Origin of the sequence: Lysobacter enzymogenes, assembly GCF_017168095.1 — a bacterium.
In the GTDB taxonomy this organism is placed as follows: Bacteria; Pseudomonadota; Gammaproteobacteria; order Xanthomonadales; family Xanthomonadaceae; genus Lysobacter; species Lysobacter enzymogenes_D.
In genome coordinates, this window is sequence record NZ_LXSD01000276.1 from 1 (window position 1) to 20451 (window position 20451).

Genomic DNA, 20451 nt, shown 5'->3' on the forward strand with positions numbered 1-20451 from the left:
CCGCGCGGCGGGCGGGCCGCCAAGGTCGGCACGAAGCTGCGCCGGCGCCGCGCCGGCCGGGCGCGGCATGACTTCAGTCGCTGGCGCGCGCAGCGGTGCGGGCCGATAGTGGCGGCGGGGTTTCTGCCGCGAGGTCCGCCATGCGCCGTGTCGCCGTTGTCGTCGCCGCCTGCCTGGCGGGCTTGCCCGGATTCGCATTCGCCGAAGAGGCCGCCAAACCCACGGCCGGCGCCGCCGCGCCGCCGCAACTGAGCGCCGACGAATGCGCGGTGTGGGCGCGCGAGCTGGGTTTCGCCCGCGCGCTGGCCGAACACGACGCCGCCGGGTTCGCCGCGTTCCTGCATCCGCAGGCCGCGTTCGGCGCCGGCCGGCCGCAGCCCACGCGCGGGCGCGAGGCGATCGCCGCCGAATGGGCCGGGCTGATCGCCGGCAAGGGCCTGCGCCTGCGCTGGTATCCGCAGCGCGTCACCATTGGCGGGGTCGGCGACGTCGCCTGGTCGACCGGGCCGGCGCTGTACCAGCGGCTGGAGCCGGGCGCGCAGCCGCGTTATCTGATCGGCCAGTACCAATCGGTCTGGCATCGCGACGGCGACGGCGTCTGGCGGATCGTGTTCGACGACGGCATCGCGCCGCGCCCGGCCACCGAGGCCGAGGCGATGGCGTTCGAACGCGGCCGCCGCGAGGACTGCCCGCGACGCTGACGATGGCTTAAACGGCCTGCGCGGCCTCGCCGCCGCGGGGGCGGGGCGGGCGTATGGTGGCCGGGTCCGCTGAAGCCGGGCGCAGGGTTCGCGCGGTGGGCCGTTGGCAGGCCGGATCGCCTGGAAGTCGGGCGATCGGCCGCCGAACCGTTCGCGACCGCGCCGCCCGCAGTCCAGCTATCGCAACGCCGCAGCACTGCGGAAATCGCAGGCCCCGCAGATCGGACCGTTCGCCATCGCAGCTTTTCGGGAGGTGTCCCATGCGTAACATCGTTCGCATCGCCGCGTTGGCCGCGGCACTCGGCGCCGGCGCCGCTTCGGCGCAGGCCGTGCAGGCGCAGGCCGACGCGCGCGCCGAACCCGCGCGCGCGCACGTGCAAGCCGATGCGCAAGCCGGCGTCCAGGCCGACCCCGCCGCCGCGCAGGCGGCGCGCAACGACCCGCGTTGCCTCACCCAGACCGGTTCGCGCATCCAGGCCGCCTCGCGCGGCAAGCCGGACTGCGCGGGCTATGGCCGCAGCTACGACCGCAAGGATCTGGAGCGCACCGGCGAGACCGATGTCGGCCAGGCCCTGCGCAAGCTCGATCCGCGTCTGCGCTGAGCGTCCCACCGTATCCCTTCCGGCACGGATTCGCGTCCGCGCCGTCCTCGCGCCCGGCTTCGGCCGGGCGCTTTTTTGCCGGGTTTCGGCGGGTTTCGCCGCCGCGCGCTTGGCTGTGGGACGGCCGCGATGCGGCGTCGTCGGCTCAGGCCAGCAAGCCGTCGAGCAAGCGCCCCAGCGAGGCCTCGTAGAACTCGCGGAACTGCCGTTCGTCGAAGCTGAAGCGGCCGGCGCGGTACAGCGCGATCAGGCCGTGGGTGTGCGCCCACAGCGTCATCGCGATGTCCCAGGCATCGCCGCCGCGCAGGCGGCCGGCCTGTTGCGCTTCGGCCACCACGTCGGCGACCACGTTCAAGGTCGGCGAACGGCGCGCGCGGAAGTCTTCGGGATAGCGCCGCGCGCGCTCGCGCCGCAGCGAGAAGGCGTGATCGAACAAATGCGGCCAGGCCAGCGCGTAATCCAGGTAGATGCGCTGGGTGGCGCGCAGCCGCGCGACCACGTCGCCGCCGTGCTTGCGCGCGGTCCAGTGGCGGGCGATCTCGTCGAAGCTGTCGTCGGCCACGCGCTGCAGCAGCGCTTCGCGGTTGGGGAAATGGCGATAGATCGCCATCGGCGTCAGCCCGACCGCTTCGCCGACCCGGCGCATGCTGACCGCCTGCGCGCCGCCGCGCGCGAGCAGGGCGCGCGCGGCCTGGACGATGCGCTCGGGTGTGGCGGCCGGGTTCATGTGTACAGCGTAAACATTTCGGCCCCGGCGCGACAGTTTCGTGCGCCGCGGCGCCCCGCCGGCGGCCGGCGCGGGCCTGCGCCGCTGGTGGGCGGCGCGAGCGCGGCGCGATAATTTCCGCCTCACTCGCATCACGGAGACCGCCATGTCCGCAGCGAACAGCCGCAAAGACCCGTCCCGCACGATCCGCGCCCCGCGCGGCAGCGACAAGACCTGCAAGTCCTGGCTCAGCGAAGCCGCCTACCGGATGATCCAGAACAACCTCGACCCGGACGTGGCCGAGAACCCGGCCGAACTGGTGGTCTACGGCGGCATCGGCCGCGCCGCGCGCGACTGGGACTGCTATGACGCGATCCTGAAGTCGCTGCGCGAACTCGAAGACGACGAAACCCTGCTGATCCAGTCGGGCAAGCCGGTCGGCGTGTTTCCCAGCCACGCCGACGCGCCGCGCGTGCTGCTGGCCAATTCCAACCTGGTGCCGCACTGGGCCACCTGGGAACACTTCAACGAGCTCGACAAGAAGGGCTTGATGATGTACGGGCAGATGACCGCGGGCAGCTGGATCTACATCGGCTCGCAGGGCATCGTCCAGGGCACCTACGAAACCTTCGTCGAGATGGGCCGCCAGCATTACGGCGGCGAGCTCAAGGGCAAGTGGATCCTGACCGCGGGCCTGGGCGGCATGGGCGGCGCGCAGCCGCTGGCCGCGTCGCTGGCCGGCGCCTGCTCGCTCAACATCGAATGCCAGCAGAGCCGCATCGACATGCGCCTGCGCACGCGCTACGTCGACGAACAGGCGACGGACCTCGACGACGCGCTGGCGCGCATCGCCAGGTACACCGCCGCGGGCGAGGCCAAGTCGATCGCGGTGCTCGGCAACGCGGCGGAAATCCTGCCCGAGCTGGTCAAGCGCGGCGTGCGTCCGGACTGCGTGACCGACCAGACCTCCGCGCACGATCCGGTGCACGGCTATCTGCCGATCGGCTGGAGCGTCGAGCGCTGGCTGGCCGAGCAGAAGAGCGATCCCGAAGGCGTGCGCGACGCGGCCAAGAAGTCGATGCGCGTGCACGTGGAGGCGATGCTGGCGTTCCATGCGCAGGGCATCCCGACCGTGGATTACGGCAACAACATCCGCCAGATGGCGTTCGACGAAGGCCTGAAGAACGCGTTCGATTTCCCCGGTTTCGTGCCGGCCTACGTGCGGCCGCTGTTCTGCCGCGGCGTCGGCCCGTTCCGCTGGGTCGCGCTCAGCGGCGATCCGCAGGACATCTACAAGACCGACGCCAAGGTCAAGGAGATCATCGCCGACGACGCGCACCTGCATCGCTGGCTGGACATGGCCAAGGAGCGCATCAGCTTCCAGGGTTTGCCGGCGCGCATCTGCTGGGTCGGCCTGGGCCTGCGCCACAAGCTCGGCCTGGCGTTCAACGAGATGGTGCGCAACGGCGAACTCAAGGCGCCGGTGGTGATCGGCCGCGACCACCTCGACAGCGGCTCGGTGGCCTCGCCCAACCGCGAAACCGAGGCGATGAAGGACGGCAGCGACGCGGTCAGCGACTGGCCGCTGCTCAACGCCATGCTCAACGTCGCCGGCGGCGCGACCTGGGTGTCGCTGCACCACGGCGGCGGCGTCGGCATGGGCTATTCGCAGCATTCGGGCGTGGTGATCGTCTGCGACGGCAGCGAAGCGGCCGACCGCCGCATCGCCCGGGTGCTGTGGAACGACCCCGGCACCGGCGTGATGCGGCACGCCGATGCGGGCTACGAGATCGCCCGGCAGTGCGCGAAGGAGCAGGGATTGAAGCTGCCGATGCTGTGACGCATCGGTCTCCCGAGTGGCCGCGATGCGGCGGCCGCTCCCTGCAGGAGCGACGCGAGTCGCGACCGCGGGGTGTCCGCTCGCGGCGGACTTTACGTCGTAGTTGAGTTGGCGCGGTCGCGGCTCGCGCCGCTCCTACAGCCTGAAACGCGACGGCGGCCTCGTCATGAGGCCGCCGTTTTCGTTTCCGCTCGCCGCGATGCCGCGCCGGCTCCCTGTAGGAGCGACGCAAGTCGCGACCGCGGGGTGTCCGCTCGCGGCGGATCTTTCGTCGTAGTTGCGTTGTCGCGGTCGCGGCTCGCGCCGCTCCTACAGTCTGGAACGCGACGGCGGCCTCGTCATGGGGCCGCCGTTTTCGTTTCCGCTCGCCGCGATGCCGCGTCGGCTCCCTGTAGGAGCGACGCGAGTCGCGACCGCGGGGTGTCCGCTCGCGGTGGATCTTTCGTCATAGTTGCTTTGTCGCGGTCGCGGCTCGCGCCGCTCCTACAGGTTGAAACGCGACGGCGGCCTCGTCAGGAGGCCGCCGCTTCGCTTCGGTCTGCCGCGATCTCAGCTCACTCCGGAATCGTCGGCTCCACCAGCCGCTCCAGCAAGGTCAGCGACTCCTGCCAGCCGAGATGGCATTGCTCGACCGGGATCACTTCGGGAATCCCCTCCTGCACCACCTGCACCTCGGTGCCGCAGGACACGGCGCGGAAGGTGATGGTGGTGACCATGGTGCCGGGCAGGTTTGGATCGTCGAAGCGGTCGTCGTGGACGATGCGCTCGTTCGGCACCAGTTCCAGGTAGGTGCCGCCGAAGCTGTGGCCGTTGCCGGTGCTGAAATTGGTGAAGCTCATGCGGTAGCGGCCGCCGACGCGGGCGTCGAGTTCGTGCACGGTGCAGGTGAAGCCGTCCGGCGGCAGCCACTTGCTCAGCGCGGCGGGGTCGAGGAAGGCGCGGTAGACGCGTTCGGGCGGGCAGGTGAAGACGCGGAGCAGGCGGACGGTACCGGACATGGTGGTGGTTCTCCAGATGGGTGGCGAGGCGTGGTCCTCACTGGGGCGACGAACGGGTGGGCGCCGGATCGACAGGCCCGCGACGGCGACCAGCGAAAAACCTGGCAAGCGTGCAACGCGGTTCAGGTTGCACTGCAACAGATGCGGCGGCGCGTGTCGCGGTTGCGCGATCTCGCCGATTGAGATGTCGATCCGCGATCCTGCGCAACGTCGTACTGTTGTCACTGGCGAGCCGGGCATGGGGCCCTAACATGCGTCGGTGCGATCGAACGCAGGGACCACGCGATGACCCACGACTCTCCGGCGGCCCAGGCCGCCGACGCTGCAGACTCCACCGCCCCGCAGTCGCTGTGGCGCGAACTGCGCGACGCCGTCCGCGGCACCGACGCCGACTACACCAAGATCCCGCTGCGCCGCGCGGTGTTCCTGCTGGCCGTGCCGATGGTGCTCGAGCTGGTGCTGGAATCGACCTTCGCCGTGGTCGACATCTTCTTCGTCTCCAAGCTCGGCCCCTCGGCGGTGGCCACGGTCGGGCTGACCGAGAGCTATCTGTTCCTGCTCTACGCGGTGGCGATGGGCCTGGCGATGGCGGTCACCGCGGTGATCGCGCGGCGCATCGGCGAGGGCAAGCGCGAGGAGGCCGCGTTCACCGCGGTGCAGGCCATCGCGATCGCCTTGCTGGTGTCGATCGTGCCGGCATTGGCCGGCATCTTCTACGCCCAGGACCTGCTGCGGCTGATGGGCGCCGACGCCTGGAGCATCGAACACGGCTACCGCTACACCCAGTGGATGCTCGGTGGCAACGCGGTGATCATGCTGCTGTTCGTGATCAACGCGATCTTCCGCGGCGCCGGCGACGCGGCCATCTCCATGCGCGTGCTGTGGCTGTCCAACGGCCTCAACATCGTGCTGTGCCCGCTGCTGATCTTCGGCCCGGGGCCGTTTCCGGCGCTGGGCATCGAAGGCGCGGCGATCGCCACCTGCATCGGCCGCGGCACCGGCGTGCTGTACCAGCTGTGGGCGCTGTTCCGCGGCGGCAAGCACATCCGGGTGACGCTGGCGCAGCTGGCCTGGCGCGGGGCGATGCTGTGGAACATCGTGCGCACCTCGCTCGGCGGCATCGGCCAGATGATCGTGGCGATGACCGCGTGGATCTTCCTGATGCGCATCCTCGCCGCGATCGGCAGCGAGGCGGTGGCCGGCGCGACCATCGCCATCCGCATCATGATGTTCACGATGATGCCGGCCTGGGGCATGTCCAACGCCGCCGCGACCCTGGTCGGGCAGAACCTCGGCGCCGGCCACGCCGACCGCGCCGAGGCCTCGGTGTGGCATATCGGCTGGTACAACATGGGCTATCTGGTCGTGGTCTCGGTGCTGTTCTTCGCCTTCCCGCAGCAGCTGGTCGGGTTCTTCAGCGCCGATCCGGAAGTGGTCAAGGTCGGCGCCGAGTGGCTGCGGATCCTGTCGTATTCGTTCTTCATCTACGGCTGGTGGATGGTGACGGTGCAGGCCTTCAACGGCGCCGGCGACACCGTCACCCCGACCAAGATCAACGTGGTGTTCTTCTGGCTGATCCAGATCCCGCTGTCGTACTGGCTGGCGATCCACCTGGGCTGGCAGGAACTGGGCGTGTTCTGGGCCGTGTTCGTGTCCGAGACCTCGGTCGGCGCGTTCACCCTGTGGCTGTTCACCCGCGGGCGCTGGAAGAACGCGAACGTGTAGCCGCTGTCGCCGCCGCAGCGGGTGCAGCGCGCGAGGCGGGATTCGATCGCTCGCGTCCTTGCTCGACGTTCAATCGCGTTCCCGGATTCGGTCCGCGGGGCGCTACGCCGGCTGGCGGCTGCCGTGCTCAGCCGGCCGCGTCTTCGCCCAGCGGCGCCGACCATTCGATCTCGTAGCGATTCCACTGCCCGGGAAACAATTCGCCCTCGACCGCGCGCCGCCGCAGCGCGCCGCGCCGGCGCGTGGCCTGCGCCCGCAGCCGGTCGATGCCGCCGTCGATCAGCGCTTCGAGTTCGTTGTAGCGCGGGTCGAACTGGCCGTGCTTGGGATGGCTGTGCGGGGGCAGCCGGCCGGCGTTGACCTCGGCCTCCCAGCGTTGCCAGATCGCCCAGTGCTCCTGCGCCCAGGCCCAGGTTTCCGCGTCGAGCGGGGTCAGCGCGAACAGATCGCGGTATTCCTCCTGCTGCGGATCGAACTGGCAGGCGAAATAGTGCGGACGGCCTTCGCAATCGGCGATGCCGGCGCGCGGGCCGTCCCAGTAGTCCCAGGTCATGTGGATCGGTTCGTAGGCCATGCGGGGCGGTGTCGAGCGGGATGCGTTCAAATTACCAGCAAGCGCGGGCCAAGGTCGCGCCGCGGCTGGAAGTCCGACGGTAGGAGCTGCGCAAGCTGCGACCGCGGCACCGCGCCTGCGACGCGATCTGCCGCAACGCGGTCGCGGCTCGCGCCGCTCCTGCAGGGCAAGTCCGGGCTCGCTCTGGCGCCGTGCCGCCGCGAGGCTCAGACCTCGGTCCACACCGCCAGCTCGTAGCCGTCCGGGTCGGTGAAGTGGAAGCGGCGGCCGCCGGGGAATTCGTGTTCGGCGACGATCCGGCCGCCGGCGGCTTCGACCCGGCGGCGCGCGTCGGCGAGGTCGTCGGCGTAGATCACCACCAACATGCCGCCGGGTCGCGGCGCGGCGTGGGCGCTGAACCCGCCCTTCATGCGGCCGTCGTCGAATTCGCAGTAATCCGGGCCGTAATCGGTGAAGCGCCAGCCGAAGGCGGCGCCGTAGAAGGCCTTGGCGGCGGCGATGTCGGCGACGTTGAATTCGAGGTAGTCCAGGCGCAGGTTGCGGTCGGGGTGGGGCATGGCGGGGTCCGGTGAGAGGCGAGGGCGTGTTGGCAGATCGACCGCGGCGGCCGGTCTCGGACGACGAGGCCCGCCGAGGCCGCACTTCGCGCGGCGCGAAGCCGCGGCCGGCGGCGACTTCACGGCGGTCGTCGCCGCCGGCTGCAGCGATGCCGGCAGCAACGGGCTTCGATCATAAGCGCTGTTCGCGGATCGACGCCGGCCGATCTCGCCGCATGCGCGACCGCCGCCGACTGCCGTCGCCGACGGAACCCGCGACGAAAAAGGCCGCCGGTCGCCCGGCGGCCCTTCGCGCAAACGCATGCGGGGCGGCGCCCGCGGGAATGCTTACTTCGACAGTTCCAGCGCCAGCGAGGTCACCCAGCCCTTGTTGCCGAGTTCGTCCTCCACTTCCCACATCGCGCCCTGCTTGTTGCCGGTGGGGTAGAGCATCATCCCCGCCTCGAGCGGACGCACCACCTTGCCGCTGCCGTTGGCGTTGGCGAACAGGCGCGCGGCCTTGACCACGGTGACCGCCTGCTGCGCGTTCGAGGCCGAAGCGTTGCCGGACAGCCCGCCGAGTTCGGACACGAGGTTGGTGTAGGCCTGCAGGTAGGCCATGGTGATGACCTGGCCGATCTCGGTGTTGGCGTAGCCCGACACGCCGGCGCCGCCCAGGCCGCTGCTGCCCCACAGCGCGCCGCTGGCGCCGAAGCCGATGTCGGTCTTCTTGGCGCTGCCTTCGGCCATCGCGACCTGCTCGGAGGAGCGCACGTCGGTGACGGTCAGCACCACGTCGGCGGTCTTCTTGTTGAAGTTGAGGTTGCTGGCCACGCGCCCGGCGTTGCCGCCGATCAGCCCGCCGAGCATGCCGCCGATGGCGTTGCCGCCGGCGTTGGAGTTCTTCGCGATCAGGTCCGGCACCAGCACGTAGTCGGCGGCGCGGATCTGGCCCTTGCCGATGTTGGACTTGTTGCGCAACTGGCCGCTGGAGGCCAGTTCGCGTTCGCGCATGGCCATGTCCATGCCGGCGCCGCGGTCGACCAGGGTGAAGCAGCGCGACTTCTGCACGAACACCTTGATCAGCTTGCTCGGCGCGGGCAGCTGCTGGCCGCTCCACCAGTTGGTGCCGTCTTCGGGTTCGATCACCGAGATCGAGCCGAGGTTCTTGGAGCAGGTGGGAATTTCCGCGGTCTTTTCCGCGCGCAGCTCCTGCGCGCTCTTGCGCTGCGCCCAGCCCGGCGCGGCGGTCAGCGCCACGCCCAGGCCCACCACGCAGGCCACGGCCTGGATTCCCCGATTAGCGGTCTTCATCGTTTCGTTCCTTAAAACTCTCTTGAACAGCATCCTGCCGCGGCGCGTGCGGCCGCGGCTCCCGACGGAGCCCGAGCGTCCTCCTTCGGCCACGCTGCAGGGGCAGCGGGAGGTCGGCCGAAGGATCCCCAGACGCAGACAGGCCGGGCGCACCCCGGCCTGCACGACGACTCACGCCCGCATGATAACGTGATCCATTGCTAAAAAAGGACGCCCGTGCTTTGCCTGGGACGGACGGTCGCCCGGCGGCCTCGCAGCCGCTGAGACGCGCTCGCGGCAGGCTGGCCGGCGTTTCGCTTGCTCCGGAGCCGGCCGATGCTGCATACCCTGGCGATCGCCAACTACCGCTCGCTGCACAAACTCGAGCTGGCCCTGGGCCGGCTCAACGTGGTGACCGGCGCCAACGGCTGCGGCAAGTCCAACCTCTACCGCGCCCTGCGGCTGCTGGCGGAAACCGCGCAGGGCGGGGTGGTGCCGGCGCTGGCGCGCGAGGGCGGGCTGCCCTCGACCCTGTGGGCCGGCCCGGAAACCCTGTCGGCGCGGATGAAGCGCGGCGAGGTGCCGGTGCAGGGCACCCAGCGCCAGGCGCCGGTGGCGCTGCGGCTGGGCTTCGCCGGCGAGGACTACGGCTACGCCATCGACCTGGGCCTGCCGATCCCGTCGAACACGCTGTTCGGCATGGACCCGCAGATCAAGCGCGAGGCGATCTGGAGCGGCCCGTTCCTGCGCAGCTCCAACCTGCTGGTCGACCGTCGCGGCGGACTGGCGCGGGTGCGCGAGGGCCGCGGCTGGCGCGTCGCCGCCGAGCATCTGAGCCCGTTCGACAGCCTGTTCGCGCAGCTGTCGGACCCGCGCGCGGCGCCGGAGGTGCTGAGCCTGCGCGAAACCATCCGCGGCTGGCGCTTCTACGACCATTTCCGCAGCGACGCGCAGGCGCCGGCGCGGCAGCCGCAACTGGGCACGCTGACGCCGGTGCTGAGCCACGACGGGCGCGACCTCGCTGCGGCCTGGCAGACCATCGTCGAGATCGGCGACGCGCGCGCGCTGGCCGCGGCGGTCGACGACGCCTTCCCCGGCGCGCGCGTGCGCGTGACCGGCGAGGGCGGGCGCTTCGTGCTGGAACTGGAACAGCCCGGCCTGCTGCGGCCGCTGACGGCGGCGGAACTGTCCGACGGCACCTTGCGCTACCTGCTGTGGATCGCCGCCCTGCACACCCCGCGGCCGCCGCCGCTGATGGTGCTCAACGAACCCGAGACCAGCCTGCACCCGGACCTGCTGCCGGCGCTGGGCCGGTTGATCGCGCGCGCGTCCCGGCGCAGCCAGGTGTGGGTGGTCTCGCACGCCTCGCGCCTGGTCGCGGCGCTGGAGGACGAGGACGGCTGCAACGCGATCCGTCTGCACAAACCGTTCGGGCAGACCGAAATGGAAGGGCAGGGCTTGCTGGATGCGCCGGCGTGGTATTGGCCGGAGCGGTGAGGGGCGTCGGCGGTTGCGTCGTGGCTGAGGCGTCGCGGTCGCGACTTGCGTCGCTCCTACAGGGCGAGCCCGAGGTCGCGACGTGGCGGGAAGTCCGACTGTAGGAGCGACGCGAGTCGCGACCGCGACATCGCAGCAACGACGCAACCTACCGCAACCCCGCGCAACCTCAAGCCACCGCCGCCAGCGGCTGGCCGAACCCGGTCCCCACCATCGCCGGGATCCGCTCGACCAGCAGGTCGATCGCCACCCGCGTGCGCAGCGGCAGGTAGTGGGTGTGCGGCCACACCGCGCTGATCCGGCTGCCGACCACGCGGTCGGCGTGCATCACCATCTGCAGTTCGCCGCTGCGCAGGTAGCGGCTCAGCAGCCAGCACGGCAGTTGCGCCAGGCCGGCGCCGGCCACCGCAGCGTCGGCGATGGCCTGCAGGTCGTCGAAGCGCAGGCGCGCCTCGACCTGCGGCTCGCGCACTTCGCCGGCGCGGTCGCGCAGGCGCCACGGCACGGTCTGGCCGTGGCGGCCGTAGATCACCGCGTCGTGGCCGGCGAAGTCGTCGATCTCGCGCGGCAGCCCGCGCTGGGCCAGGTACGCCGGCGCGGCGCAGATACCTAAGTGCTCCTGGGTCAGCAGGCGCGCGGCGAGAGTGGCGCTGTCGCGCAGGCGGCCGACGCGGATGCCGAGGTCGTAGCCTTCCTCGACCAGGTCGACCACGCGGTCGTTGAACGACAGGTCGATCTCCAGCTTCGGATAGCGCCGCGACAGCTCCAGCGCCACCGGCGCCACGCAATGGCGGCCGAACATCACCGGCGCGCTGATCCGCAGCCGCCCGCTGGGCTCGCGCCGGCCGCTGTCGAGCGCGGCCTCGGCGGCGTCGAGTTCGGCCAGGGCTTTGACGCAACGCTCGTAATAGGCCTGGCCGTCCTCGCTCAGGCTCTGGCGGCGGGTGCTGCGGTGGAACAGGCGCACGCCGAGCTGCTGTTCGAGCCGGGCGATGCGCTTGCCGATGGCCGAGCGGGTGACCCCGAGGCGGTCGGCGGCGACCGCGAAGCTGCCGGCCTCGGCCGATTGGACGAAGGCGACGATGCCGAGCAGACGGTCGTTGACGGCCATGCGATTGGTTCCTGATGGGCGACGCAGAGTGGCGCAAATCTAGCCACCAGAGCGTTGGCGGCGACGATATCGTAGCGCCACTTCGCCGCGGCAGCGTCGCGGCCCCCATCCCCCAGCGTTCCAGGAGTGTTCCCATGAAGGCTTACCGCATCCGCGCCGGCGGCGGCATCGACTCGCTCGCCTTGGCCAAGGAAGCCCGCGCGCCGCTGCGCGCCGGCCAGATCCGCCTGCGCGTGCGCGCCGTGTCGCTGAACTTCCGCGACCTGATGATCGCCAACGGCAGCTACCTGGCCGGCGCCGAGCGCCCGGTGATTCCCGCTTCCGACGCGGTCGCCGAGGTGATCGAACTCGGCCCCGACGCCGGCCGCTGGGCGCTCGGCGACCGCGTCGCCACCAGCTTCTTCCCGCACTGGCACGCCGGCGCGGCCAGCGCGCGCACCACCCGCGACCCGCTCGGCGCCGACGCCGACGGCGTGCTGGCCGAAGAGATCGTGGCGTCGCAGGACTCGGTGTTCGCCGTGCCCGCGCATCTGGACGACCTCCAGGCCGCGACCCTGACCTGCGCCGGCGTCACCGCCTGGAACGCGCTGTTCGTCGAAGCCGGCCTGCGCCCGGGCCAGAGCGTGCTGCTGCTCGGCACCGGCGGCGTGTCGATCTGGGGCCTGCAACTGGCCAAGGCGGCGGGGCTGCGCGCGATCGTCACGTCCTCCAGCGACGACAAGCTCGACCGCGCCCGCGCGCTCGGCGCCGATGCGACCATCAACTACCGCACCCAACCGGAATGGCAGGACGAAGTGCGGCGCCTGACCGGCGGCGCCGGCGTCGATGCGGTGCTGGAAGTCGGCGGCAGCGGCACCCTGGCGCGCTCGGTGCGGGCCGCGGCGATGAACGGCACCGTCGCGATCATCGGCGGAGTCAGCGGCTTCGGCGGCGAGCTCGACGCGATCGCGCTGATCATGGGCGCCAAGCGGCTGTCGGGCATCTTCGTCGGCAGCCGCAGCATGGGCGAAGACCTGGCGCGCTTCGTCGAGGTCAACCGGATCGTGCCGGTGGTCGACCGCAGCTTCGCGTTCGAGCAGGCGCGCGAGGCTTACCGTTATCTGGAAAGCGGCTCGCACTTCGGCAAGGTGACGATCCGGGTTGCGCAGTGAGGGGAGCGGCGGCGTGATGCGGTTGCGCCGTAGTTGAGGATCCGCGGTCGCGGCTCGCGCCGCTGCTGCAGGGAGCCCATGTAGGAGCGGCGCGAGCCGCGACCGCGCAGCGACAGATCGCGCCGCAATCCCCTGCACGGGCCGCAACCCATCATCGCCGCGACTGCGACCATCCGCCGATGCCGAACCCGGCCCGCGCATGCGATCTTGGCGCCATCGCCTCCGGGCTCCCCACGATGCCGCCATGACCGATGCCGCCGCCGACCTTCCCCTGATCCGCCGCGCCCACGCCGGCGACGCCGACGCGCTGGCCCTGGCCGGCGCGGCGACGTTCCTGGAGACCTTCGCCGGCATCCTCGCCGGCGCCGACATCGTCGCCCACTGCCGCAAGCAGCACGCGGCCGAGCTGTACGCGCAGAGCCTGGCCGATCCCGCGGCGGCGCTGTGGCTGGCGGAAACCGCGGTCGGCGCCGCGCCGGTCGGGTTCGCCATGCTGACCGCGCCGTACCTGCCGCTGGCCGACTTGCGCGCCGACGACCTGGAGCTCAAGCGCATCTACCTGCTGTCGCGCTTCCACGGCGGCGGCACCGGCCGCCGGCTGATGCAGCACGCGGTCGACGAAGCCCGCGCGCGCGGCGCCGGCCGCCTGTTGCTGGGCGTGTACGCCGGCAACGAACGCGCGCTGGCGTTCTACGCGCGCTGCGGTTATGCGCAGGTCGGCGAGCGGCGCTTCCAGGTCGGCGCCAACACCTACGAAGACGCGATCCTGGCCCTGGACCTGACGGCATGAGCGCCGGCGGCGACGACGCGGGCGCGCACGACGACGCGCGCGCGCCGACGGTGCACGCGCTGCGCGAGGACGACATCGACGCGGCGGTGGCCTTCGACGGCAGCTACATCGCCTTCCAGCGCCTGCGCCTGGAACTGCGCGACGGCGCGCTGCACTGCGATCTCGAATCGTTCGATACGCAGCGGCTCGACGAGCCCTACCGCAAGAACTACGGCGACGACGCCGACGCCGACGGCCTGCGCGACTATCTGCAACGCGCGCGCGGCAACACCGCGCCCGACGCGGCCGCGTTCGTGGTCCGCGTCGACGGGCGCGTCGCCGGCCGGCTGATGATGTCGCGCACCTGGAACGGCTACGCCTGCATCGACGACATCGCCATCGACCGCAACGTCCGCCGTCGCGGCGCCGGCTCGGCGCTGATGCGGCAGGCGCTGGCCTGGGCGCGCGAGCACGGCTATCCGGGGATCATGCTGGAGACCCAGGACACCAATGTCGCGGCCTGCCGGATGTACCTGCGCCACGGTTTCGTGCTCGGCGGCTGCGACCGCTTCCATTACGCCAACGAGCCGGATCTGGCGCAGGAAACCGCGTTGTTCTGGTATCACCGATTCTGATTTTTTACGTACTGGCCGCTTGAGAGGATGATTTTCGGTGCCTTGTTGAATAGGCTTTGCGCATTCAACGTGACCGATCGCGTGAAGCCTCGTGGCCGCAATGAGTGCCGGATGCATTCCGCCGCGAAGATCACGACGCATTGACATCCGCCCGGGCGCAATCGCTGCCGACAGGAGGCAGGCGCGAAGCGCTCGCGTCGTCCGCGCAGGGATGGATCGTCATGGGCGTGCTGGTGATCGAACAATGGACGCAGTTCGCCGGCCTGGCCGTGCGCCGCATCGATGCCGGCGACGGCGATGGCGCGCAACCTGCCTACGCCTTCGTCAATCCGCGGCCGCGGGTGACCGCGCAGGGCGCGCCCGATGCTTACCATCCCGAGGACACCGGCAGCGGCTGCCTGCGCGACGCCGGCTGGCCCGGCCAGGACTGGCGCCAGCGGCTGGTGGCCGATCCGCATCAGCCGCAGCGGCCCTTGCGCCAGGACGCGGGCGGCTATCCGGGCTATTTCGTCTCCACCACCGCGCTGCACGATCCGCGCTTTCCGCGCACCAGCACCGCGGCCTACCTCGATGCCGGACGGGTCGCGTATCTGGCCTTGCCGCAAGGCTGGCTGGCCGAGGACGGCGCCGGCGCGCCGGGCGATTTCGTGGTCGTGCACGATCGCGGCAGCGGCCGCCACAGCTTCGGCCTGATCGGCGACAGCGGCCGCGACCGGGCGATGGGCGAGGTGTCCGAGCGCATGGCCAGCGATCTGTCCGGGCACCGCGCCGAAGCGCGCAGCGGCCGCGGCGCGCCGACGGGGCCGCTGCTGTGCGTAGTGTTTCCCGGCTCGCGGCGCGAACCGGCGTGGCCGCTGCAGGCGGCGGTGATCCGCGCGCGTTGCCAGCAGTTGCTGCGCGCGTTCGGCGGGGTGGCGGGGCTGGCGCCGCTGGCGGCGTCGGTGGCGGGAGAGGAATGAGCGGGCGATTGTAGGGACGGCGCGATCTGCGGCATCGCGGTCGCGGCTTGCGCCGCTCCTACATTCGCCATCGACCGCCCCCTGTAGGAGCGGCGCAAGCCGCGACCGCGCAGCTACATCTACGACGCCGCTTACGGTGCCCTGCGTTGTGGCCAACTCGTGGGCTGCGGCGCTTCGACCGGGTCAAACCTCACTCCGCCGCCGCCGGCCCCACCTGATCGGCCAACGACAGATCCAGCCGCACCAACCGCCCCAACCGATCGCGCCGCTGCGCGCGCACATACCAATGCTCGCGCAGCCGCGGCAGACGCAGCGGCGGATGCAGCGGTTCGCCCCACAGGCTCAGCGCGTAATGGCGCTCGTGCAGCCACCACAGCAAGCGGTCGAACTCGGCCTGATCGTCGGCCAGCAGCAGGTCGGCGTCGGCCGGTTCGCGCGCGCCGGGATCGGCGAGCCAGCGCGCGAAACCGCCGTGCAGTTCGAAGCCGAAGCCGGCCTCGCGCAGCGCCTGCAGCTCGTCGCGGGTGCTGTCCAGGCAGATGCGCTCGCGCTGTTTCTGGAACACCAGCGCGTACTCGTGGCTGCGGTCGGTGCGCGCGTCGCCCGCGGCCAGCCGCCGCGGTTCGCGCGCATAGCACAGCAGCCGCTCTGCGCGCGCCACGAACAGCGCGCCGAGCACGCGCGCCAGATCCCAGGCCAGCGGCAGCGTGCGGCCGCCGAGCTCGAGGTTCTCGGCCATGGCGATGCAGTAGCCGCCTTCCGGCAAGGCCGCGCGCACGCCGTGGAAGATGTCGCGCAGGCGCTGCAGATACGCGTCGTAGTCGCGCTCCAGGTAGAGCTGGCCGGTGTGCGCGTCGGCCGCATCGGCCGCTGCGGCCGGCTCCGGCCAGCGGCAGCCGAAGTAGGGCACGTTGGTCAGGCACAGCTCGAACGGCGCCGGCGCGGGCGTGTCGGGCAGGCTGCCGACGGCGACCGGCGCATCGACGCCGTGGCGGCGCAGGCGCTCGCGCGCCAGTTGCGCGCGCGCCGGGTCGATCTCCAGGCCGCACCCTTCGCGTCCTTCCAGCGCGGCGGCGAGCAAGGTGGTGCCGAAGCCGCAGAACGGGTCGAACACGCGCGCGCCGGGCGCGGCGAAGTGGCGCACGAACGGCCGCATCTGCGCGACCCAGCCGCAGTCGCGGCCGCCGAACGCGTCGCGCGCGCGCAAATCCTCGGGCAACTGCAGTTGCGGCGGGTCGGGCTCGAGCAACAGCCAACTGCGGCTATCCATCGGCGCGCTCCGATGCGGGCCACAGCACGTCGCGGTCGGGTTGCCAGCCGGCGCACAGGCGGCCGTTGCCGTGGAACACCAGCTTGTAGATATCGCCCGAGGCGTGGCGGCGGTGCATCGCGGCGTAGTCGGAGGATTCGAACACGATCTGCATGCCGCTGGCCTGCTCGCGCAGACGCAGGTTCCAGAAGTAATAGCCCTCGGTGATGCGCAGCGGCCTCAGCCGCGACCACCACGGCGCGTCCATGCACGCGGCCAGCACGTCTTCGATCGCCACCCGTTCGGCCTCGACGTAGCGGCGGGTGGCGTTGTCGCGATAGCCCGCGCCCAGGCGCGAGAACTCGCGGAAGATCACGGTGTCCGCACCGCAGGCGCGGGCCCAGTCGAGATAGGCGCGCACGCCGTCGGCATCGTCGATGCCGCCGCGTTGCAGGATGCAGACCTGGCGCAGCGGCAACTGCGCCGCCAGCTCGCGCGCGACGGCCTCGAACGCGGCGCCGCCGGCGATCGGCTCGCCGTCGCGGAAGCGCATGATGCGCTGGTTGCGCGCGGGGTCGAAGTGGTGGCGCGACAGCTCCAGCCACGACAGGCCGAACCCGCGCAGCGCGGCGATCAGCTCCGCGCCGCGGCCGCGGGCGAAGCCGGCGCCGTTGCTGTAGAGCACGCGCTCCTCCACCGCCACGCCGTCGCGCTCGGCCGCGCCGAGCGTCGCCAGCAGCCGCAGGAACCAGTCTTCGTCGTCGCTGGATTCCAGCCCCGACAGCGACCACGACAGCGGCAGCCCGCGCAGTTGCGCCAGCGCCGCGCTGAGGCGTTCGAAGTGGTCCGGCGCGGGGCGCAGGCTCTGCGCCAGCGCGCCGCCGTCGAGCGTGCGCAGGTTTTCCGAGCAGAACAGGCAGCGCGCCGAGCACGGCCGCGCGGCGGCGTACGGGGTGAAGGTGACCGGCTGGGCGATGCGGTAGCGGCGCTCGCCGATGCGGTGTTCGCGCCAGCGCGCGGCATCGTGTTCCCCGGGCGCGCGTCGCGCCAGCTGCGGGGTGGTCGCGCGCAGGCGCTGGAACAGGGAAGAGGCCGCGCTGAGCGGGAGCGTGCCCGGATCGGCGGTCGCTAGCCCTTCGAGGGGGGCTGGCATGGGATTCGTCCTTTGAATCTTCTGGCGGGGTTGAGCCTAGGGGTGACGATTGCCCTCACCCTAGCCCTCTCCCGCAAGCGGGAGAGGGGACGGTTCGCGGTGGCTTGGAAGCATCGCGGCTTCAGAGCCCCTCTCCCGCTTGCGGGAGAGGGGTTGGGGTGAGGGCCGCTCAAAGCCGAGCCGCGTCAGCCCGTTCCCTGACTTCGGCGAAGGTCCAATCGCTCACCAGCTTGCCGTCTTCCCAAATCGTCACCATCGCATCCTCATAGCCCATCGGCTTGGCCGCTTCCTCCAGCGACGGCGCATCCGCCGGCACCGGCACGGTCTTGAAGTGGCCGTACTCGCGATGGCGCAGCAAGGTCATGCGCCCGCGCTTGCTCGACTTGCCCTTGTCGGTGACCGGATCCTTGTAGACGTCGATCCACTCGCCGTCCACGCGCGCGGCCGAGCACTTGAGCGCGAACTTCTGGGTGTCGCGATCCAGCCGCTGCAGCAGCGCGCCGCCCATGCCGAAGGCGAGGTTGTCGGTGGCGTAGCCGTAGCTGGTCGCGCGCTCGAGGATCGCGCGGATGCTGGTCGGGTTGATGCCGTCGCCCTGGATCACCCGCACGTGGTTGAGCACCTTGTAGCCCTTGCCGTTGACGGTGTGGCCGAAGGCCTCGTCGAGCAGGGTCAGGCACTGGTGCACGACATCGACCGGGTCGCCGGAGTCCGGCCGTACCACCAGGGTCGCGCCGGAGGCGATCACCTGCTCGCGCAAGGTCTTGCCCCAATGCTCGCGAATCGCGTGGAAGATGTCGTAGCTGTCCGACACCACCGCGACGATCGCGCCGGGCTTGGCGAACTGGGTCAGCATGTTGCGGTAGGCGTCGACCTCGCGCTCGCGGCCCCAGCTGGTGATGGTGCTGTGCTCGGCGGCGGGGATCGAGTAGCCCGCCATCGGCTCGTGGTAATAGCGCTTGGCCAGCAGCAGGCCGGAAACCGTATCGGTGCCGAGGAAGTTGACCAGATGCGCGGCGCCGCCGAGCGCGGCCGATTCGGTGCTGGACACGCCGCGCGCGCCGAAGTCGTGCAGCTTGAACGGCAGCTGGCCTTCCGGATCGTCGCTGGTACGCTCCAGGAACTGGCGGATGGTCTGCTTGGCGTGCCAGCTGATCGTGGCCACCGTCACCGGATACCACAGGCGCAGCAGCAGGGTTTCCAGATAGGACGGCACCCAATAGGCCTGCGGGTCGGTCGATTCGATCGTCACCAGCGCCTGATGGGTCGGCACCACCGTGCCTTCGGGCACGGCGCGGATCCGGATCGGCATCAGCCCGCCGTGATGGTCGACGATATAGCGCCAGCCGGCCTCGTTGAACGGTTCGCCGTGCGCGGCGAACAGGTCGCGCGCCTCGTCGATGTCGGCGTGGGTGACCGGCTTGGCCAGGTATTCCTTGAGGATCGCCTGCAGGCCGAAGAACACCGTGCGGTCGTACACGCCGCCGCGCGATTCGACGTAGAAGAACGTCGCATCGGTGCCGGGCGGATATTGCAGCCAGTGGCTGGCCTTGTAGCTGTCGGTGTTGAGCAGCAGGTTGTCGAGGCATTGCATGACGGGAAGCTCCTTCGCGTCGGGAGTGGCCGGCGGTCTGTCCGCCGGCGGGAGGGCCGGGCGGTGCGCAGTGCGCTCAGCCGCGGCCCAGGAAGTATTCGAGGATGTGCAGGTGGTCTTCGAACAGCTGCGGGCTCATCTCCAGCGCCTCGCTGACCGGAATCCAGCGCGCCTTGTCGGCGTCGTCGCCGCCGCGCACCTGCGGCAGTTCGCCGGCCGGGAAATCGAAGTGGAAGGCGTGGGTGATGGTGCGGCCGCGCGCGCTGCGGTCGGGATGGTCGAACACGCGCTCGCCCTTGATCGAACCCTTGAGCACGGCCAGCGGCACTTTCAGCCGGGTTTCCTCGCGCAGCTCGCGCAGGCAGGCGTCGAGCAGGGTCTCGTGCTGGCCGACGAAGCCGCCCGGCAGCGCCCACAGGCCGCGGCCCGGTTCGGCGCGGCGGCGCACCAGCAGCACGTGGCCGGAATGCACCACCACCGCGTCGGTGGTGACGAAGGTCGGCGCGTACGGCGCATCGGCCCAGGCGGCGCGGTATTGCTCGATGAACTGGTACTCGGCGACCAGTTGCTTGAACGCCGGCGAACTCTTGCGGAATGCTTCGAGCATGTCGAACACCGGCGCCGGCACGTTGGCGCGGATCAGCATCAGCCCGCCGTGGCTGTCGATCTGGTTGGCCTCGAACAGGTACTTGCGCAGCTCGGTGGCCGACAGGGTGGCGGTGTGGTTGACGTCGACCAGCGGCCACTGCGGGAATTCGCGCAAGTAATAGCTGGAGGCGTCCTTGTCCATGCCGATCAGGCCGATGCGGGCCTGCGTGTCGCCGCCGTCGGCGCGCACCGCCTCGGCGACGCTGCGCTGCACATTGGCGATCCACTGGCTCTCGTTGTAGAGATGGTCGCGCAGCGGGCGCACGATCAGGCGTTCGGCGCTGTCGGCGAGCGCGGCCTGGATCATCACCGCGCGCTCGGCGACGGTGAAGGGGTTCTTGACGGTGCGGGGGGTGTCGGCGGAACCGACCAGGAAGATGATCTTGGCGGCCTTGCCCAGCGCGTGGCGGGCGACGGCGGCGTGGCCGTTGTGGAAAGGCTCGAAACGGCCGATGAAGACGAGGTAATCGTACTGCTGCGTTGCCATGAGAATCCCTCACGGAGTTGAAGTGGCCGGCGGTCTGTCCGCTGGCGTATGCAAGATGCTACGCCGAACCCAAGCGCCGTCAAGTGCCTGCGTACTCGCCGCATCGATCCCCTGTAGGAGCGGCGCGAGCCGCGACAGCCGAAGCCGGGAAAAAACAACGACCCGGCCGCAACCAGCCCCCAGAACCTCTCCCGCCTCGGCCGGCCATACGCCTTTCGGCAAA

The 20451-nt window shown here is 70.9% G+C and carries 19 protein-coding genes; 9 read left to right on the top strand and 10 right to left on the bottom strand.

From position 1 onward, the window contains the following. The first annotated feature begins 140 nt into the window (after positions 1-140). Together A7A76_RS08210 and A7A76_RS08215 are read left to right on the top strand one after the other, a co-directional pair. Positions 141-701 (top strand): YybH family protein, encoded by a 561-nt coding sequence (locus A7A76_RS08210; RefSeq protein WP_206410737.1) that lies wholly within the window; start codon positions 141-143, stop codon positions 699-701. Between the two features lie 260 nt (positions 702-961). Further along, on the top strand, positions 962-1303 hold the full coding sequence (locus A7A76_RS08215) for a hypothetical protein (RefSeq protein WP_206410738.1): 342 nt from the start codon (positions 962-964) through the stop codon (positions 1301-1303). Positions 1304-1448: 145 nt separating this feature from the next. Here the strand turns inward: A7A76_RS08215 and A7A76_RS08220 are convergent, their stop codons facing one another. Further along, a complete protein-coding gene (locus tag A7A76_RS08220; protein ID WP_206410739.1) occupies positions 1449-2030 on the bottom strand; it encodes a TetR/AcrR family transcriptional regulator in 582 nt (193 codons plus the stop codon). Positions 2031-2175: 145 nt separating this feature from the next. Between A7A76_RS08220 and hutU the strand changes: the two genes are divergently transcribed. Continuing rightward, positions 2176-3849 (top strand): urocanate hydratase, encoded by a 1674-nt coding sequence (gene hutU, locus A7A76_RS08225; protein WP_206410740.1) that lies wholly within the window; start codon positions 2176-2178, stop codon positions 3847-3849. A 554-nt stretch (positions 3850-4403) separates the two neighbouring features. On the opposite strand, the gene A7A76_RS08230 is transcribed toward hutU, so the two are convergent. After that, positions 4404-4847, bottom strand: coding sequence for an SRPBCC family protein (locus A7A76_RS08230; RefSeq protein WP_206410741.1), 444 nt, complete (start codon positions 4845-4847; stop codon positions 4404-4406). A gap of 285 nt (positions 4848-5132) precedes the next feature. On the opposite strand from A7A76_RS08230, the gene A7A76_RS08235 reads away from it, so the two are divergent. Further along, a complete protein-coding gene (locus A7A76_RS08235) occupies positions 5133-6572 on the top strand; it encodes an MATE family efflux transporter (protein WP_206410742.1) in 1440 nt (479 codons plus the stop codon). A 127-nt stretch (positions 6573-6699) separates the two neighbouring features. On the opposite strand, the gene A7A76_RS08240 is transcribed toward A7A76_RS08235, so the two are convergent. The 3 genes from A7A76_RS08240 to A7A76_RS08250 all read right to left on the bottom strand — a co-directional run bounded on the left by A7A76_RS08240 (position 6700) and on the right by A7A76_RS08250 (position 8996). Then, positions 6700-7146, bottom strand: a complete 447-nt coding sequence (locus A7A76_RS08240) for a hypothetical protein (protein ID WP_206410743.1) — start codon at positions 7144-7146, stop codon at positions 6700-6702. A 206-nt stretch (positions 7147-7352) separates the two neighbouring features. Next, positions 7353-7703: a VOC family protein gene (locus A7A76_RS08245; protein WP_206410744.1), complete on the bottom strand. Its 351-nt coding sequence runs from the start codon at positions 7701-7703 to the stop codon at positions 7353-7355. 327 nt (positions 7704-8030) lie between these two features. Beyond that, entirely contained in the window at positions 8031-8996 is a 966-nt protein-coding gene (locus A7A76_RS08250) for a CsgG/HfaB family protein (protein ID WP_206410745.1), read from the bottom strand. Positions 8997-9311: 315 nt separating this feature from the next. Between A7A76_RS08250 and A7A76_RS08255 the strand changes: the two genes are divergently transcribed. After that, a complete protein-coding gene (locus A7A76_RS08255) occupies positions 9312-10472 on the top strand; it encodes an AAA family ATPase (RefSeq protein WP_206410746.1) in 1161 nt (386 codons plus the stop codon). Positions 10473-10641: 169 nt separating this feature from the next. On the opposite strand, the gene A7A76_RS08260 is transcribed toward A7A76_RS08255, so the two are convergent. Next, positions 10642-11583, bottom strand: coding sequence for a LysR family transcriptional regulator (locus A7A76_RS08260; protein WP_206410747.1), 942 nt, complete (start codon positions 11581-11583; stop codon positions 10642-10644). A 134-nt stretch (positions 11584-11717) separates the two neighbouring features. Here A7A76_RS08260 and A7A76_RS08265 point away from each other — a divergent pair, with 134 nt between their 5' ends. The 4 genes from A7A76_RS08265 to A7A76_RS08280 all read left to right on the top strand — a co-directional run bounded on the left by A7A76_RS08265 (position 11718) and on the right by A7A76_RS08280 (position 15097). Further along, positions 11718-12734: a zinc-dependent alcohol dehydrogenase family protein gene (locus A7A76_RS08265; RefSeq protein WP_206410748.1), complete on the top strand. Its 1017-nt coding sequence runs from the start codon at positions 11718-11720 to the stop codon at positions 12732-12734. Positions 12735-12978: 244 nt separating this feature from the next. After that, positions 12979-13524: a GNAT family N-acetyltransferase gene (locus A7A76_RS08270; protein ID WP_206410749.1), complete on the top strand. Its 546-nt coding sequence runs from the start codon at positions 12979-12981 to the stop codon at positions 13522-13524. After that, positions 13521-14138, top strand: coding sequence for a GNAT family N-acetyltransferase (locus A7A76_RS08275; protein WP_206410750.1), 618 nt, complete (start codon positions 13521-13523; stop codon positions 14136-14138). Before A7A76_RS08270 ends, A7A76_RS08275 begins: the two co-directional genes overlap by 4 nt. A gap of 221 nt (positions 14139-14359) precedes the next feature. Then, positions 14360-15097, top strand: a complete 738-nt coding sequence (locus A7A76_RS08280; RefSeq protein WP_206410751.1) for a hypothetical protein — start codon at positions 14360-14362, stop codon at positions 15095-15097. 190 nt (positions 15098-15287) lie between these two features. Here A7A76_RS08280 and A7A76_RS08285 read toward each other — a convergent pair whose 3' ends face one another. From A7A76_RS08285 to A7A76_RS08300, 4 genes are all read right to left on the bottom strand, one after another. Continuing rightward, the gene (locus A7A76_RS08285) at positions 15288-16367 is read right to left on the bottom strand and encodes a DNA methyltransferase (RefSeq protein ID WP_206410752.1); all 1080 of its coding nucleotides are present in this window, start codon (positions 16365-16367) and stop codon (positions 15288-15290) included. Continuing rightward, positions 16360-17499 carry a hypothetical protein gene (locus tag A7A76_RS08290; RefSeq protein WP_206410753.1) on the bottom strand — a complete coding sequence of 380 codons (1140 nt, stop codon included), beginning with the start codon at positions 17497-17499 and terminating at the stop codon, positions 16360-16362. Before A7A76_RS08290 ends, A7A76_RS08285 begins: the two co-directional genes overlap by 8 nt. Positions 17500-17668: 169 nt before the next feature. Continuing rightward, entirely contained in the window at positions 17669-19093 is a 1425-nt protein-coding gene (locus tag A7A76_RS08295) for a nicotinate phosphoribosyltransferase (protein WP_206410754.1), read from the bottom strand. A 76-nt stretch (positions 19094-19169) separates the two neighbouring features. Continuing rightward, positions 19170-20228: a bifunctional nicotinamide-nucleotide adenylyltransferase/Nudix hydroxylase gene (locus tag A7A76_RS08300; RefSeq protein WP_206410755.1), complete on the bottom strand. Its 1059-nt coding sequence runs from the start codon at positions 20226-20228 to the stop codon at positions 19170-19172. Positions 20229-20451 lie beyond the last annotated feature (223 nt).